Origin of the sequence: Salinimicrobium soli, from assembly GCF_048323655.1 — a bacterium.
In the GTDB taxonomy this organism is placed as follows: domain Bacteria; phylum Bacteroidota; class Bacteroidia; order Flavobacteriales; family Flavobacteriaceae; genus Salinimicrobium; species Salinimicrobium soli.
The window spans coordinates 1,190,239-1,207,232 of record NZ_JBLUWW010000001.1 but is presented as its reverse complement, the minus strand read 5'-3'; the positions used below and the strand labels follow the sequence as shown (position 1 = coordinate 1,207,232).

Here is a 16,994-nt window from a genome sequence, read left to right as displayed (position 1 = left end):
TTTTTATCTTTATTTCTTGTAACATTTCCACACCTCTTTACGTATAACTAATCACAAGAGTTATTCATAATTTAAATCCAAGGAGACGTTAGATGAGACAACTTAAAATCACGAAGCAGGTAACAAACCGTGAAACTGCTTCGCTAGATAAGTATTTGCAAGAAATTGGTAAGGTAGACCTGATTACTGCTGATGAGGAGGTGGAATTAGCTCAACGAATTAAAGCGGGTGATGACCGGGCTTTAGAGAAACTAACCAAAGCGAACCTTCGTTTTGTGGTTTCTGTAGCAAAACAATATCAAAACCAGGGACTAACCCTTCCTGACCTTATTAACGAGGGAAATTTAGGGTTGATCAAAGCAGCCAAGAGATTTGATGAAACCCGTGGTTTCAAATTTATATCCTACGCTGTATGGTGGATCCGCCAGTCTATTCTTCAGGCACTGGCCGAACAATCCCGTATTGTACGTTTGCCACTGAACAAGATTGGTTCCATAAACAAGATCAATAAGACTTTTGCTTTCCTAGAGCAGTCACATGAGCGTCCGCCAAGTGCTGAAGAGATCGCGAAAGAACTCGACATGACCATTAACGATGTGAAGGAGTCCATGAAGAACTCCGGACGTCACGTATCCATGGATGCACCTTTAGTGGAAGGGGAAGATTCTAACCTTTATGACGTATTGCGTTCAGGAGAATCTCCAAATCCGGATAAAGAATTGCTTCATGAATCACTTCGAACAGAAATTGAGCGTGCACTGGAGACATTAACTCCGCGGGAAGCAGATGTTATTCGTCTTTATTTTGGATTGGGAGACCAACATCCAATGACTTTGGAAGAAATTGGCGAGACTTTTGATCTAACAAGAGAAAGAGTAAGACAAATTAAAGAAAAAGCTATTCGTAGATTGAAACACACTTCGAGAAGTAAGATCTTAAAGACATATTTAGGATAACCTCCTATTGAAGATGACAACAGTTTTAAATAAACTGTTCGTTTTTTGATTGATTGATGAAGAACCCGGAGCTGATTACTCCGGGTTCACCTTTTTTATCAATCAATATTCCCAGGGAAAGTTAACTACTCCAGTTACGATGAGGACTATGATTATTATTAAAATAATGACCGCCACAAAGCAGCCCATTTTCCCGTAGTTTCTTTTGTCATCTTTGTTCTCCACTTCCATTTTAGTCGGTTTTTGGTTAAATAATGGCCTGTTCCTTTTAAAGATACAAATTTTTAATTTCCAATTTTACCATTGCTGTTCCACGAAAAAGGCTTTTGCATAATTCTTGCTACTTTTGCAACACACATACACAACTATGACAAACAAACTCATTGCCCCCTCAGTTTTAGCTGCCGACTTCGGAAACCTGCAGCGTGATATTGAAATGATCAATAACAGTGATGCAGACTGGTTCCATATCGATATTATGGATGGTGTTTTCGTTCCTAATATTTCCTACGGAATGCCGGTGCTACAAGCCATTGCTAAACATGCGAATAAAACCCTGGATGTACATCTAATGATCGTAGATCCTGATCGTTACATCAAAACCTTTGCAGATCTGGGTTCTAATATTCTCACCGTACATTACGAAGCCTGTACTCACCTGCACCGAACGTTGCAGGCTATCAAAGCTGAAGGCATGAAAGCCGGAGTAGCGATCAACCCACATACCAGCGTGGAGCTTTTAACTGATGTTATTAAGGATATTGACCTGGTGCTGGTAATGAGCGTTAATCCCGGATTTGGTGGTCAGAGTTTTATTGAAAACACCTATAAGAAGGTAAAGCGTCTTAAGGAGATCATCAAAGAAAATGGTGCTTCCACTATGATCGAAGTTGACGGAGGTGTGACCAATAAAAATGCTGCAGCCCTAGTAGAAGCAGGAGCAGACGCCCTGGTAGCGGGAAGTTTTGTTTTCAAATCTGAGGACCCAAAAAGGACTATTAAAGAACTAAAATCCCTTGCAAATCAATAATCCTGAAGAAAAATACGATGTTTTAATAGTGGGAGGAGGGCCTATTGGCCTGGCCTGCGGCCTGGAATCTAAGAAGAAAGGCCTTTCATATGTCATCATTGAAAAAGGTTGTTTGGTGAATTCCCTTTATAATTATCCCACCAACATGACCTTCTTCTCTACATCGGAAAAGCTGGAGATTGACAATATTCCCTTCATTAGCAATAAACCGAAACCGGGAAAACAGGAAGCCCTGGAATATTATCGTCGTATAGCTACCTCAAACCACCTCAATATTCACCTTTTTGAAAAGGTAGAGAAAGTAGACTCTCCACAAAACGATCTGCACAGGGTTACAACTTCTAAAAGAACCTATTCAGCCAAAAATATTATTGTTGCTACCGGCTTCTATGACATTCCCAATTACCTGAACATCCCGGGAGAAGATCTGCCTAAAGTGGCACATTACTACGCAGATCCACACTTTTATGCCACCCAAAAAACTGTCGTGGTTGGTGCGAGCAATTCGGCTGTTGATGCCGCCCTTGAGATCTACCGCAAAGGCGGCGATGTGACAATGGTAGTCCGTGGTCCTGCAATTGGAGAACGGGTGAAATACTGGGTGAAGCCAGACATCGATAACAGGATCGATGAAGGAAGCATTCGGGCTGTTTTTAACGCAGAAATGAAAGAGATCAGGGAAAATGAGGTGGTGATCAGTTCTAAAGAAGGAGAACAGGCAATAGAAAATGATTTTGTTCTGCTACTTACAGGGTATAGACCCAATTTCGAATTTTTGAAGAACATGGGCATCAAACTTTCTGAAGACGGGAAAAAGATTCCACAATACAACCATGACACCATGGAGACCAATGTTCCCGGAATTTACCTGGCCGGAGTGATCTGTGGCGGAATGGAAACCCACAAGTGGTTCATTGAGAATTCCAGGATTCATGCAAAAATGATCATGGAAGATATTACTGAAAAAGCTATTTCTGAATAGTTTTCCTTTTCTTCTTTAGGATTTCAGCCTAATCGATCATCGACAACTGGATCCGTTTGCGTTGCTCATCCACTTCCAGCACAGTTACCTTCACATGTTGATGTAGCTTAACCACAGAATTCACATCACTCACAAACTCGTTTGCCAGTTTGGAGATATGTACAAGTCCGCTTTCTTTGATCCCGATATCCACAAAACATCCAAAGTTCGTAATGTTATTGACTATTCCCGGTAATTTCATTCCGGGTTTGAGGTCCGTTATCTTCTTCACATTGGGATCAAATTCGAAAACCTTGGCCGGTTTTCTGGGATCAACTCCCGGCTTTTTCAATTCAGAAATTATATCAGTCAGTGTAGGAAGTCCTACTTCTTCAGAAATGTAATTTTTGAGGTCGATCTTTTTCAGCAGTTCTTCATTGCCAATAAGATCTTTTACTGCAACATTAAGATCTTCGGCCATCTCTTCTACTATTCCGTAGCTTTCAGGATGCACGGCAGAATTATCCAAAGGATTTTCAGATTCCGGAACCTTCAGAAAGCCTGCAGCCTGTTCAAATGCTTTGGCACCCAATCTGGGCACCTTCAACAACTCTTGCCTCGAAGTGAAATTTCCATTATCAGCCCGATAGGCGACGATATTATCAGCTAAAGCAGGACCAATTCCGGAGACATAGGCCAGCAAGGCAGCACTGGCTGTATTGACGTTCACCCCGATCATGTTAACACAACTCTCTACTACCCTGTCAAGTTCGTTTTTCAGCTTTACCTGGTCCACATCATGCTGGTATTGCCCCACCCCAATGGATTTTGGATCGATCTTTACCAGTTCAGCTAAGGGATCGGCCAGCCGGCGGCCAATAGAAACAGCACCTCTCACGGTAATATCGTAATTCGGAAATTCTGCCCGGGCAATTTTAGAAGCTGAATATACCGAAGCACCAGCCTCATTTACTGCAAACACCTGTACCTCCCGATCGAACGGGATCTTTTTAATAAAAAACTCAGTCTCCCTTGAAGCCGTTCCGTTTCCTATGGCAATAGCTTCAATGTTATGTGCATTTACCAGCGATTTCAACTTTTTTGAAGCCAGGGCAATCTCTTTTTGTGGCGGGTGCGGATAAATAGTCTCGTTGTGCTGCAGCTCTCCATTTTCGTCCAGGCAAACAAGTTTACAACCAGATCTAAAGCCGGGATCCAGGGCTAAAATACGTTTCGAACCAAGCGGTGGCGCCAAAAGCAGCTGACGCAAATTACTGGCAAAAACTTTAATTGCTTCTTCATCGGCTTTTTCTTTGGCTCGGCTTAATGCTTCATTTGACAAAGCCGGAAAAAGCAGGCGCTTCAAACTGTCCCGAAGAGCTTCCTCCACATAGGCTGTACAGGCATTGTTGCCGGGTTTTATAATATATTTGGAGGTCAATTCCTCCGCTTTTTCTTCATCTACAAACACCTTTAAACGAATGAACCCTTCGTTGCTAGCTCTTAACATAGCTAATAACCGGTGAGAAGAGATATTTTTTAACGGCTCCTCCCAATCAAAATAGATCCTGTACTTCTGAGCTTCCTCCTCTTCGGATTTCTTTTTTATGACTTCGGAAGAAACCACCGCCCTCAATTTATACAGGGTTCTCAACTTATTTCTCACCCCTGAATGTTCGTTGATCCATTCTGCCGCAATGTCTTTGGCTCCCTCTATCGCCTCTTCAACAGAAGCCACTTCTTTTCCCACATACTTTTTTGCGCTTCCTACAAAGTCAGTGGAATTTTGGGCCATTAATATTTTAGCCAGGGGCTCCAATCCTTTCTCCCGGGCGGCATCGGCCCTGGTCTTTCTTTTCTTCTTGTAAGGCAGGTAAAGGTCCTCCAGCTGAACCAGATCTTTGGCAGAAGTTATTTTTTGTTCCAGTTCTTCCGTGAGCTCTTCCTGTTCAGAAATCGCTTTAAGGATCGTCTTTTTGCGCTTCTCCAGCTCTTCAAATTCTGCCTTTGCTTTTACAATACTTTCTATTTGAACCTCCAGCAATTTCCCGGTCATTTCTTTTCTGTACCTGGCTATAAAAGGAATAGTCGCATCCTGCTCTAACAATGAGAGTGTATTTTCTACACTCTTTTCTTGTAATCCGGTGCGGGAAATAATGAAATCTGAAATAGTCATAAAAGCTGAAGATTTTGAGTCCCAAAGATAAAAGAACAAGCAAAAGAAAAAGCCTTTTGACAGGATCAAAAGGCTTTTTTCGGGGCAATTTCTTTATTCTGAACTAGACCAGCACAACGTCTTCAATTGGTCCTTCAGAACTTTGTCTGGCTAGCAATCTTCCATAGAACCGAAGATCCTGCTCTTTATTCCTGAACGTATTGGACAATTTTGCTACTGCTTCGTCCAGTGAGAATTTATGTACAGTGATCTCAGGATAAGAATCTACTGCTTCCTGTTTTTCAACACCCACTTCAATGGTGTCGCTCTTCTTGTTATAGCACACAAATTTCGCCTGAAAATTGTGTTTAATTAACTGTTCAAGTGTGGCTGGCAATTCATCACACTCTCTGCACTCCTCTATCTGATGAGGCAGCATTCTGCGTAGGTCGGTTTGGATTTGGTTCCGGCTTTGATAGGTGATCATAACATTTTCTTTTTCAGATTTTTTCTAAAAATAATACGGTTGATGCAACCATAGAAGAACTTTAATTCAGGTTTAACTTTTAAAGTCACCATACACTAAGCAGGTGTTAATTTTCTAAAGAAGATTCTGACAGTAAAATCTGTAAAATGCAGGTTCAGAAGATAAAATGCACAGGGAAATCCCATCATGACCCTTTTCAGAAAGAAAATCATTACAAGGAATGAGACCTTTTTTCATTTCCGTTAGTATTTTCAGTTTTAACCGTAATTTGGTACCATCCTTGACGCCTTAGTAGAAGATCCTGTATAATGACTGCACTACATAAAAAAATATTTTCAACTGACTTTACTGACCGATTCCCGGGCGACGATAGCGGAGATCGAACTCCCCGACAAACTCCCGGAATGCTTTACAGCAAAGCCGAACCCACTCCGGTTCCACAACCGCGTCTCATAGGGTGGTCAGAAGAACTCGCTAAAGATCTGGACCTGGATGCTCCGGACGAAGAGGATGTGAAAATCCTGGCGGGTAATAAACTTACCGAAAGTATGTATCCTTATGCGTCCTCTTATGCCGGTCACCAATTTGGGACCTGGGCCGGACAGCTGGGAGATGGTCGGGCGATCAATCTCGGGGAGTTAACTTCCAAAAAAGGCATTTTTGAGCTCCAACTGAAGGGTGCCGGTCCCACCGCCTACTCCCGGCGTGCAGACGGGCGGGCTGTTTTGCGATCTTCTGTAAGGGAATTTTTGATCAGTGAAGCCATGTTCCACCTGGGAGTTCCCACCACCCGCGCTCTTTCTTTGGTTGCAACCGGAGAAAAGGTTTTGCGGGATATGTTCTATGACGGCCATCCCGAATATGAACCCGGTGCAATAGTGAGCCGGGTTGCTCCAAGTTTCCTTCGCTTCGGAAATTTCGAGTTACTGGCCGCCCAACGCGATCTTCCAAATCTGGAAAAATTAGCCCACTGGACGATTGATCGGCACCACCCTCATCTTTCAGGAGAAAATAAGATCCTGGAATGGTTTAAAGAAATAGTCCAAAAAACTGCTTTTTTGATGGTCGAGTGGCAAAGGGTAGGATTCGTGCACGGCGTCATGAATACAGATAATATGTCTATTCTGGGCCTTACTATTGATTATGGCCCCTTCTCCTTCATGGATAATTACGATCATCAATTTACTCCGAACACTACAGACCTGCCGGGCCGGAGATATGCTTTCGGGAATCAACCTTCAGTAGCTTATTGGAACCTCGGTAAACTAGCCAATGCTCTTTCTCTGCTGTTTGAGGACCTGGAGCCCCTGGAAGAGGCTTTGAACAGTTATGAGGCCACTTTCTGGAATGCTTACTACGGAATGATGGGAAAAAAATTAGGATTGGACAGGGTAAACAAAGAGGATAAAGAACTTATTTCAGAATTCGAAAAGGTACTTTCTGAAATTCAACCTGATATGACCTTGTTTTACCGAAAACTTGCTGAAATTTCTTCTGAAACAGATGAAAATGTCGTTTTCGAGCTTTTTGATCCTGTTTTTTACCGGGAGCCGGATCCTTCGGAAAAAGCTGATTTTCTAAGTCTTATTCATAAGTATAAAAATAGACTTCGGAAGAATTCTATCGACCGAAATACTTCCGCAGCCATCATGAACCGTAACAATCCGCGCATTATTCTACGGAATTACCTGCTTCACCAGGCGATAGATGAGCTCGAGAATGGAAATCAGCAATTTTTCAACAGGCTGCAGGAAGCGATGAAAAGCCCGTATGCCAATGAAGGTTTTGATGACCTTGTTAAGAAAAGACCTGAATGGGCAGAGAAAAAAGCCGGTTGCTCCATGTTATCCTGTAGTTCCTAAATACCATTAAAAAATGACCTTTTTGAGACTTCTTAATTTTATTGTTCTTTTTCTTCCGCAGGTGTTTTGGGCACAGGAAAGCCATTTTATCGAAGCCGATGGACACACAGTGCATTTTCGCCTTTTTGGGATGGGAGAACCTCTGCTTATCATCAATGGTGGGCCCGGAATGAGTAGCAATGGCTTTGAAAACCTCGCAAAAGATTTGGCCAAAGACCGCCAAACAATTCTCTATGATCAACGAGGCACCGGGCTGTCAAAAATGGCAAAAATTGATGCCGCTTCTATGACCATGGATCTGCTCGTCCAAGATCTGGAAAGCCTTCGGAAACATTTGAACCTGGAAAAATGGACGATCCTTGGCCACTCCTTCGGTGGCATGCTTGCTTATGCATATGCTGCCAAATATCCGGAAAGGGTTAAAGCGATGATCCAGTCATCTTCAGGCGGTATGGACCTCTCGATACTTTCTGATTTGGACATCTCCACAGCACTCACACCTATAGAAAGGGATTCCTTACAATACTACAGAATTAAGATCGCTACCGGAGATAATACCCACGCCACTCTCTTAAAGAGGGGAGAATTCCTAGCTCCCGCCTATGTGTTCGACAGGAAACATATTCCGGAAATAGCTGAACGGCTCACACAAGTCAACACTCGTATTAGTTCAATGATCTGGGATGACCTTCAACAAAAAAAGTTCGATACAAAAGGGGACATGAAGGATTTTACAAAACCGGTACTCATAATAAACGGAGCTGAAGATATTGTGGGACTGGAAATTCCACAAACTGCACATGACGTCCTTCCCAATTCAAAGTTGATCATTCTTCCTCAAACCCGACACTACGGATGGCTTGACGCAAAAGTGGAATATTTCGATGCAATTTCCGATTTTTTGAAGAGTTTGTAAGGCTTCTCTTTACCTGATCAAGGTCACCTGTGTCAGGATTTTAACGTTAAAACTTTGCCAAAATCGGTTAAAATGCCTTAATTGAAGAAAAATTGTTGGAAAAGAAATTAGAAGCTAACTAAGTAGCAATCTAAATCTTTTGAGATGAGTACCTACAAACAACATCCCGCAAGGAAAAGAATAAGAAGACAAAAATTCACAAAATGGCAGGACCGGCTCCTGGTGGTGGCGTTTTTTATTTTCCTGGTATCATTGAGCTATATTACAAGCTCTTAAGAATTCAATATTCATAATTTAAGAATCAGGATCAATTTTCCAATTCTGAAGTTTGGATATGGACTTCGAACAATAGAAATTTTAAGGACGGTCAGCTTTTAAAATAAAAAATCCGCACTTTCGTGCGGATTTTTTATTTTAAGTGACCCCGGCAGGATTGGCTGCGCCTTGCCCTGGTGTTCCCTCCTGAAAATAGAAAATCACCCCCTCCTTTCAGTCGGGGTTATTTTTTCATTTTCTTTCGAAGCCTCGAACAAGTTCGGCTTCTTCAGAAAACAAAAAAAATCCACACTTTCGTGCGGATTTTCTGCTTTAAGTGACCCCGGCAGGATTCAAACCTGCAACCCTCAGAGCCGAAATCTGATGCGCTATTCAGTTGCGCCACGGAGCCTTGATTGGCTGCAAATTTAACTAAAAAGATCTTTCAAACCCAAGGAAATTTGCAGCTAAGATTATTTTGATAGCTTTTGCTTTACAATATTTGAAATAGTCTTCCCGTCAGCTTTTCCCGCCAGTTCTTTGGAAGCTACCCCCATTACTTTTCCCATATCCTGCATTCCGCTGGCTCCGGTGCGCTGAATGATCTCTTCTACTTTTTTCTCGATCTCCTCTTCACTCATCTGCTCAGGAAGAAAGCTCTGTATCACCAAAGCCTGGTCGATCTCCGGTTGTGCCAGATCTGCCCTGCCCTGTTCAGTATAAATTGCTGCACTCTCTCTTCGCTGCTTCACCAGCTTTTGAAGTAGTTTTAGCTCATCATCTTCAGAAAGGCCATCTTTACCGGCACTTTCAGTTTGAGCCAGTAAAATGGCACTTTTGACTGCCCTAAGGGCTTCCAGTTTAATGGTATCTTTGGCGCGCATGGCGGCCTTCATTTCGGTCATTACTTTTTCCTGTAGACTCATATCTCGAAATTTGTTAAATGCGAAGATAATCAGGAAAAGGGAGCAGTGCAAAGCTCCAGCAAAAAATCAGGCTTTTTCAGAGCTTTTGGAAACTTCATCTTTCCTGTCATCTTTTTCAACCATAGGAAGCAGGATCCTGAATACTGATCCCTTTCCTTCTTCAGTTTCAAAACTGAGTTCTCCACCATGGGTCTTTATGATGTCAAATGACAAAGAAAGTCCTAATCCCGTTCCTTCTCCTGAAGGCTTGGTACTGAAAAATGGCTGAAAGATCTTGTGTTGTATGTGCTGCGGAATACCGGTACCGTTGTCTACAATCCTAATTTCGGCCTGATTCACCAGTGCTTCGGTATAAATTGAAAGTTGAGGCCGGAATCCTCCATTTTGTTCCTGGCCGTTCACTTGTTTTACATGTAAGGCATGAAGAGCATTGGTAAGCAGGTTTATAAGAACCCGTCCAATATCCTGAGGCACGGCTCTCACTTTCCTAAGTTCTCCATCATAATGGGTCTCGATCTCAACCTGAAAATTTTTGTACTTATTCCTAAAGCCATGATAAGCCAATCTCAGGAATTCTTCTACCAGTTTGTTCAGATCTACCGGCTCCTTCTGACCTGTACTGGCCCTGCTGTGCTGCAACATTCCTTTCACAATTGCATCTGCCCTTTTACCATGACTGGTGATCATCGCCAGGTTTTGCTGAATGTCCCTGATCAAGGCATTTGCCTCTTCCAGGTTTCCTTTTTCGATTTCTCCCTTTGCCTCCTCCAACAGATCCTTACTTACTTCGGAAAAATTTGTCACGAAATTAAGCGGATTCTGAATTTCATGCGCCACCCCGGCCGTCAATTCCCCCAGAGAAGCCATTTTTTCGGCATGGATCAATTGTGCCTGTGTAGCCTTTAATTCTTTATAAGCCTCTTCGATCTCATGAGCGTGTAAAAGCTCCCTTTTGATTGCCTTTTGGCGGGCTTCAAAAAGAACCCTGTTCCGCTGATAGCGGTCAACAAAATAGAGCATTACAAGAAACAGAAAAACATACATCACATAAGCATACCAGGAACGATACCAGGGCGGTCTCACTTCCAAGGGATAATCGACGGGCTCGCTCCAAAAACCATTGGGATTCCTGGCTTTTACGCGGAAGGTATAATTTCCTTCCGGAAGATTTCCATAGCTTGCCAAACTTGTGAAAGTGACCGGAGACCAGTTATCATCGTAATCTTCCAATTTATATTGATATTCAACCAGAAACGGCCTGGATGTCTCTACTCCTACAAATTCTATATCAATATCATTTTGAGAAAAGGGCAGCACCAGGTCTTCGGGAATAGGATAAAAAGGACGCACTCCAGAAAATTTCACCTTCTTAAAGTTACTGACCATAGTATCCCTTTCCTTTTTATTCAGTTGTTTTCCGAAGATCAAAAGTTCGTTCGCCTTGAATGCAGGTTCGCCTATTCCCGGAGAAATTACTTCCTTATTACGGGTCCAGTCAAGGCTATGCCAGCTGATCTCTTTATTCCTGATCTTAAGTTTCTGAAGAAAAAGAGGGGTGGGAACAGAATCCCTGATGACATGGGCGTAATCGAACCCAAGGAACTTATCTCCCGTTCCTACCCAGAATTTGCCTTCGCGGTCTTTGATCATACTAAAATTGTTGCTCACATCTTTAATAGGATATCCGGTTTTCTCGTTATAATTCTCAATTCCCGAGCCGCCTATTTCAGCTCCGTCTCTTATTCCTCCTTTTATTAATGTGAAGCCAAGATTGGTTCCCAGTATAATATTACCCTTTTCGTCTTCAAGGATCGAATAAATGACGTCATTAGAAAGACCGTTGGTAGTGGTGAATTTTTCAAAAAGAGAATAATCATCCTGAAAAACCTGTTCAGAATTCAATTTTTCAAGCTTTTCTTTTCGTATCACAGAGAGGCCGCCTCCCCAGGTTCCTATAAGTAAGTTACCTCTTGAATCCTGGAAGACCTTTGATAATTTGTTATCTGAAAGACCTTGCTCCTCATAGAAGTTCATAATCCGGTTGCCATCGTACCGCGTCAATCCACCACGGGTAGCAACCCATATCACTCCATCCCTGTCTTCCAATATATCCCATACCGTTTTGTGAGCCAGCCCCTGTGTTGTGCTAAAATTGGTAAATGACCTGCCGTTAAATAGGGAAACGCCCCCTTCAAAAGTACCTATCCATAAATTCCCATTACTATCAAGAGTTAGAGCTCCAATATCATCATCTGGCAGACCCTGATCTTTCGTGAATATGCTGAAACGCTTCCCATCAAACCTGCAAAGTCCCTTTTCACTTCCATACCACATATTTCCCGCATGGTCCTCCACCATATTCAAAAAGGTATTATCCGGTAATCCCTGCGCGGTAGTGTAGTTTATAAAATGGCTTTTTTGACCAGGATTTTTCCCTCTTTTCATTTGTACAATTCCTCCGTCTGCAGGCGAAAACCATAGGTCTCCTTTCTTATCTTCAGCAATAGCGTATACGGCCTTCCAGGATGCTCCTTCTTTTTCCCGGTATTCAACCACACTTTCTCCGTCAAATTTATTCAGCCCACCTCCATAGGTGCCAAACCACAGGCTACCGGCCTTATCTTCAGTTATATTTCTGACGGTATTGTCCGTCAGACCATTCTCTGTGGTGAGGTTCATGAATGTATCGGTTACCGGGGAATATTTTGACACACCGCCTTTTGTGCCGATCCAGATATTGCCATTGCGGTCTTCGGTGCTACTATAAACAAAATCGTCTACCAACCCGTTTGCGGTATTAAAGACGCTTACTTCTTCTGAATCCCGGTCATATATACAGACAAATTTTTCAGTCGCTATCCAAAAATTCCCTTTTGAATCTTCCATTAGATCATTTACCACTACACCCTTCAGTTTCAAATTATTTGAGAGATCTGTAAAGGCTTTACTGCCGGCAGCATCTGCAGCGGGGTCATAGAGATAAACGCCTCCATTTCCGGAGAACCAAAGGTTGCCTGCTTTATCTTCAAGAATGTCATCAATAAATACATTTGTCAATCCTGTAGACTTGCCATAACTAATAAATTGATCTGCGCCAGGATCATACCTGCTTATTCCTTTTATAGTAGCGAACCAAATGCTCCCTTTGGAATCCTCCAGGATTTGATGGACATCATTATCGATGAGTCCGTCAGCGGTGGTATAGTTGATAAAATGGGTGCCATCATATTTACTGGCTCCGCCATAGGTGCCAAACCATAAATTTCCCGCCTTGTCCTGCTGAACAGTATGAATATAATTGTGAATGAGGCCGTAACTGGAAGAAAAGGTTATAAAGTTCTTTCCATTATACATACTCACTCCATTCCCGTTTGTCCCGAACCAAAGGTTACCATCCTTATCCTTGAAACCACAGAGCAGACTGCTCATGGCAAGCCCGTCACCGGTGTTGAAATTTTTCATGCTGAAGTGATGATCTGCCTCAGATCTCTTTGGTGCAGGTCTATTTTTGAGAAGTACAGATCTTGGTGGTGGAAAAGAAGCCAGGTCATTCACCTCGAAATCTCCAGGTTGCACGACCTGGGGCGCGGCTATAGGCTGAACGAGTTCAAATTCATGGTACTGTTCCTCTTCTCCTGAAGTACATGCCAGGAGGAGAAATAATAAAATTGATTGAAGAAGAGTTATTCCCGCCCCTTTTTTCATGTCTGTTAAGATTACCTTTTCGGGTAACTCTAATGAATAATAATCGCCTTTTCCTCAATAGCACCTGATTCTGTCTTGAGGATGACGGGGCAAGAATCCAGGTCTGGATCATATTTTTACTACCGGCGGGGGGTTCCGGTTCTTTTTCCACATAAAATTTTACCAGTGGAAAATCTTACTAGTTAACCTAATTTACTCATTTTGTATGTAATAGCTTATAAATTCAATTAATATCTTTAATTCATACAGACCTGTCGATGGAACTCGATTGGAGGTAAGGCATAAAAAAACCCGAAACCGGGGGCTGGTTTCGGGCTTAAAATAATGGGGGGACTATTCTTTAATCTACATTATCATGTAAGAACGAATTGTTTGTCCTAAATCTTATTTCATCATCATCACCGGTACCTAAAGTGGTTCGGGATAATCGCTCCTCACCCGGTTTTGAACTATCAAGGTCAATTCCCTGACGCTTGTAGGCCGGCTGTTTTTCGATCTCATCAATTCGCGGAATGCTATTTCTGAACTTATAGTTGAATTCTTTCATTTTTGCCCTTCTCTCGGCAGCCCTTTTTACCAGGCTTTCATTAATGGGGCTGTTGAAAGGATCTATGTCTTCTTCAGGGGCAGACTTTTTCTCTTCAGGTTTTGGAGTAGATTTTACAGGCTCCTGCTCTCTGCTCACCGGTCTCTTAAGTTCCGGCTCAGCTTCCTGCTTTGGCTCCTGTTTTGGCTTGACAGGTTGAGAACTTTTTAGCATTTGCTCTACCTGCATATAATCGTCCAGAGAATATCTGATCTCTCCGTTCTGGCTTTTCTGCACCGGCTTTTTCTCCGGTTGCAATTCCATTTCTACCTCTTCTTCCCTTAGTTCGTAAACGATCTTTTTCTCGGATGATGTATTTCTTTCTTCCCTGTTTTCTGTTTTTGATTGAACCTGTTCTGTCTTCTTTACCTCTGGCTCAGCATTCTTCGGAAAGTCAAAAGTGAACATGAATTGTTCCTGAGGTTCTGGCTCCACTACTTCAGGAGCAGTAACCTCAATGTCCTTCACAGCATCTGTAATAATGAATTCAGGCTCTTCAGTAGGTTTCACCTCTTCATAGTCCACATGCATATCCCGGATCTCTTCCGAAGTAAATTTACTTTCCGGCGCAGCTGGATGGTCGTCCTCCTCATCGTCTAAAGAAAGTGTATGTACAATCTTTTCTTCCTTTTTTGGAAGTGGTGTATCATAGGAGGAAGAAGTCTTTTTAGGCGACAGCTCATGCTCAGCCTTTTGCTCGTCTTCCAGGGTATGAATGATCTTTTTAGCTTCAGTATTAACAATGTCATTTTGTTGTTCCACGTCAAAACCCGTGGCGATAATGGTAACCGAAATAGCTTCATCAAGACTTTCGTCTTCACCCACACCCATGATGATGTTGGCGCTGTGACCGGCTTCAGCCTGAATATGGTCACTGATCTCTCCAATTTCATCAATGGTGATCTCTTCGGAACCTGAAATGATGAGCAGCAATACATTTTTGGCACCATTGATCTTATTGTCATTAAGCAGCGGAGAATCCAGAGCCTTGGAAATTGCTTCCTGGGCACGGTTCCCTCCCGAAGCCTGAGCAGAGCCCATTATGGCGGTACCACTGTTGCTCAATACCGTTTTGGCATCGCGCAAGTCAATGTTTTGAGTATAATGGTGAGTAATTACTTCGGCAATACCCCTGGAAGCAGTGGCCAGTACCTCATCAGCTTTTGAGAATCCGGCTTTGAATCCAAGGTTTCCATATACTTCACGCAGTTTATTGTTATTGATAACGATCAACGAATCTACATGCTTCCGCAGGTTTTCGACTCCCAGCTGAGCCTGTTCATTTCTCGTTTTTCCTTCAAACTGAAAAGGAATGGTTACAATACCAACGGTAAGGATTCCCATGTCCTTAGCCTGTTTGGCAATAATTGGAGCTGCACCGGTTCCTGTACCACCACCCATTCCGGCGGTGATAAAGACCATTTTGGTATTGGTATTGAGCAGGCCTTTGATGTCGTCAAAACTCTCTTCAGCTGCTTTGCGACCAATTTCGGGATCTGCTCCGGCACCCAGACCTTCGGTTTCTCTTACTCCTAACTGGATCTTGTTAGGTACGGGGCTGTTTTCAAGAGCCTGAGCGTCGGTGTTGCAAATCACAAAATCAACCCCTTTGATCCCTTGCTGGAACATGTGATTGATCGCGTTGCTTCCTCCTCCACCTACACCAATAACCTTGATTACGTTCGATTGATTCTTTGGGAGATCGAATGAAATGTTTCCGAATTCTGTGCTGCTCATAAATTCTGTTTTACTGGTTTTCTACTTCTGTTTTTTCTCTTTTCCATAGTAATAATTTCGGCCGTAGCTTAAGCTATTCGGCGTTGTCCAAAAAATCCTTGAATTTTTCGAACCACTTTTCAAATATTGTTCTGCGCGGTTGACTTACCGTGCCTTGTTCTTCTACTTCTTCTTCGCCTTCTTCATGAGAAGGAGCATTTTCAAGAGGCAACTGTTCCTCTACTGCTTCTTCGGCTGCTTTCTCCGGATGCTTTTTGATGATCTCAAGGCTGTTCAACACCAATCCCACAGCAGTCGCGTAAACCGGACTTGTAGTCTCAGCATCACTGTCCCCGGCAAGATGTTCGTTAGGATAGCCAATTCTGGTATCCATCCCAGTGATATATTCAACTAGTTGCTTGATGTGCTTTAACTGTGCACCACCGCCTGTGAGAACGATCCCGGCAATGAGTTTTTTCTTCTGCTCTTCATGGCCGTAGTTCTTGATCTCCAGGTAAACCTGCTCAATGATCTCAACCACCCTGGCGTGAATGATCTTGGAAAGGTTCTTTAAGGTTATCTCCTTTGGCTCCCGTCCACGTAATCCCGGAATAGAGACAATCTCATTGTCCTTGTTTTCTCCCGGCCATGCCGAACCGAATTTCACTTTCAGTAACTCGGCCTGTTTCTCGATGATGGAGCAACCTTCTTTAATATCTTCAGTGATCACACCACCTCCAAAAGGAATAACGGCGGTGTGACGAATAATTCCGTCTTTAAAAATTGCAAGATCTGTTGTTCCTCCACCAATATCCACCAGTGCCACACCGGCTTCTTTTTCTTCCTGGCTCAATACCGCATTTGCTGAAGCTAATGGCTCCAGGGTCACTGCTGCCACGTTAAGTCCGGCACTTTTTACACAACGTCCCACGTTCCTGATAGATGACACCTGGCCAACCACAACATGGAAATTCGCTTCCAGCCTTCCGCCATACATTCCTATAGGTTCTTTGATCTCTGCCTGGCCGTCAACCTTAAATTCCTGTGGCAATACGTGGATTATCTCTTCCCCCGGAAGCATTACCAGCTTATGCACCTGGCTGCACAGAGTTTCAATATCTGAGGCATCAATGACCTCATCAGGATTAGGCCTGGTGATATAGTCGCTGTGCTGCAGACTGCGAATGTGCTGCCCGGCAATACCAACCACCACATCATTTATCTTCATACCAGAGTCTGCTTCGGCCTCCTGAATAGCCTGCTGAATAGACTGGATGGTCTGGGTAATATTGTTAACTACTCCCCGGTGAACACCGAGACTTTTGGCTTTTCCAATTCCAATAATTTCCATTTTACCGTAATCATTCTTACGGCCTATCATGGCAACAATCTTGGTAGTCCCTATATCTAAACCTACTGCGATGTCGTTTTGTTCCATA

Annotated in this window: 11 protein-coding genes and 1 tRNA gene; 5 read left to right on the top strand and 7 right to left on the bottom strand. The window is 43.0% G+C overall.

Annotated features, from left to right (window positions below):
- The first annotated feature begins 92 nt into the window (after positions 1–92).
- The 3 genes from ACNORC_RS05520 to ACNORC_RS05510 all read left to right on the top strand — a co-directional run bounded on the left by ACNORC_RS05520 (position 93) and on the right by ACNORC_RS05510 (position 2,968).
- The gene (locus ACNORC_RS05520) at positions 93–956 is read left to right on the top strand and encodes a sigma-70 family RNA polymerase sigma factor (protein WP_011708302.1); all 864 of its coding nucleotides are present in this window, start codon (positions 93–95) and stop codon (positions 954–956) included.
- 367 nt (positions 957–1,323) lie between these two features.
- Entirely contained in the window at positions 1,324–1,986 is a 663-nt protein-coding gene (gene rpe, locus ACNORC_RS05515) for a ribulose-phosphate 3-epimerase (RefSeq protein ID WP_418334598.1), read from the top strand.
- The gene (locus ACNORC_RS05510) at positions 1,973–2,968 is read left to right on the top strand and encodes a YpdA family putative bacillithiol disulfide reductase (protein ID WP_418334597.1); all 996 of its coding nucleotides are present in this window, start codon (positions 1,973–1,975) and stop codon (positions 2,966–2,968) included. Before rpe ends, ACNORC_RS05510 begins: the two co-directional genes overlap by 14 nt.
- 28 nt (positions 2,969–2,996) lie before the next feature.
- Here the strand turns inward: ACNORC_RS05510 and ACNORC_RS05505 are convergent, their stop codons facing one another.
- On the bottom strand, positions 2,997–5,123 hold the full coding sequence (locus ACNORC_RS05505) for a Tex family protein (protein WP_418334596.1): 2,127 nt from the start codon (positions 5,121–5,123) through the stop codon (positions 2,997–2,999).
- Positions 5,124–5,226: 103 nt separating this feature from the next.
- Positions 5,227–5,589 (bottom strand): hypothetical protein, encoded by a 363-nt coding sequence (locus ACNORC_RS05500; protein WP_418334595.1) that lies wholly within the window; start codon positions 5,587–5,589, stop codon positions 5,227–5,229.
- Positions 5,590–5,897: 308 nt separating this feature from the next.
- Here ACNORC_RS05500 and ACNORC_RS05495 point away from each other — a divergent pair, with 308 nt between their 5' ends.
- Positions 5,898–7,451 (top strand): protein adenylyltransferase SelO, encoded by a 1,554-nt coding sequence (locus ACNORC_RS05495; RefSeq protein WP_418334594.1) that lies wholly within the window; start codon positions 5,898–5,900, stop codon positions 7,449–7,451.
- A gap of 22 nt (positions 7,452–7,473) precedes the next feature.
- On the top strand, positions 7,474–8,367 hold the full coding sequence (locus ACNORC_RS05490) for an alpha/beta fold hydrolase (RefSeq protein WP_418334593.1): 894 nt from the start codon (positions 7,474–7,476) through the stop codon (positions 8,365–8,367).
- Positions 8,368–8,960: 593 nt separating this feature from the next.
- Here ACNORC_RS05490 and ACNORC_RS05485 read toward each other — a convergent pair.
- The 5 genes from ACNORC_RS05485 to ftsA all read right to left on the bottom strand — a co-directional run bounded on the left by ACNORC_RS05485 (position 8,961) and on the right by ftsA (position 16,993).
- Positions 8,961–9,034 (bottom strand) — tRNA-Arg (locus ACNORC_RS05485).
- A 61-nt stretch (positions 9,035–9,095) separates the two neighbouring features.
- Entirely contained in the window at positions 9,096–9,548 is a 453-nt protein-coding gene (locus tag ACNORC_RS05480; protein ID WP_418334592.1) for a GatB/YqeY domain-containing protein, read from the bottom strand.
- A 66-nt stretch (positions 9,549–9,614) separates the two neighbouring features.
- Entirely contained in the window at positions 9,615–13,253 is a 3,639-nt protein-coding gene (locus tag ACNORC_RS05475; protein WP_418334591.1) for a sensor histidine kinase, read from the bottom strand.
- A 340-nt stretch (positions 13,254–13,593) separates the two neighbouring features.
- Positions 13,594–15,576, bottom strand: coding sequence for a cell division protein FtsZ (gene ftsZ / locus ACNORC_RS05470; RefSeq protein WP_418334590.1), 1,983 nt, complete (start codon positions 15,574–15,576; stop codon positions 13,594–13,596).
- Positions 15,577–15,649: 73 nt separating this feature from the next.
- Complete coding sequence (ftsA, locus tag ACNORC_RS05465) at positions 15,650–16,993, bottom strand: cell division protein FtsA (RefSeq protein ID WP_418334589.1); 1,344 nt, start codon at positions 16,991–16,993, stop codon at positions 15,650–15,652.
- Position 16,994 lies beyond the last annotated feature (1 nt).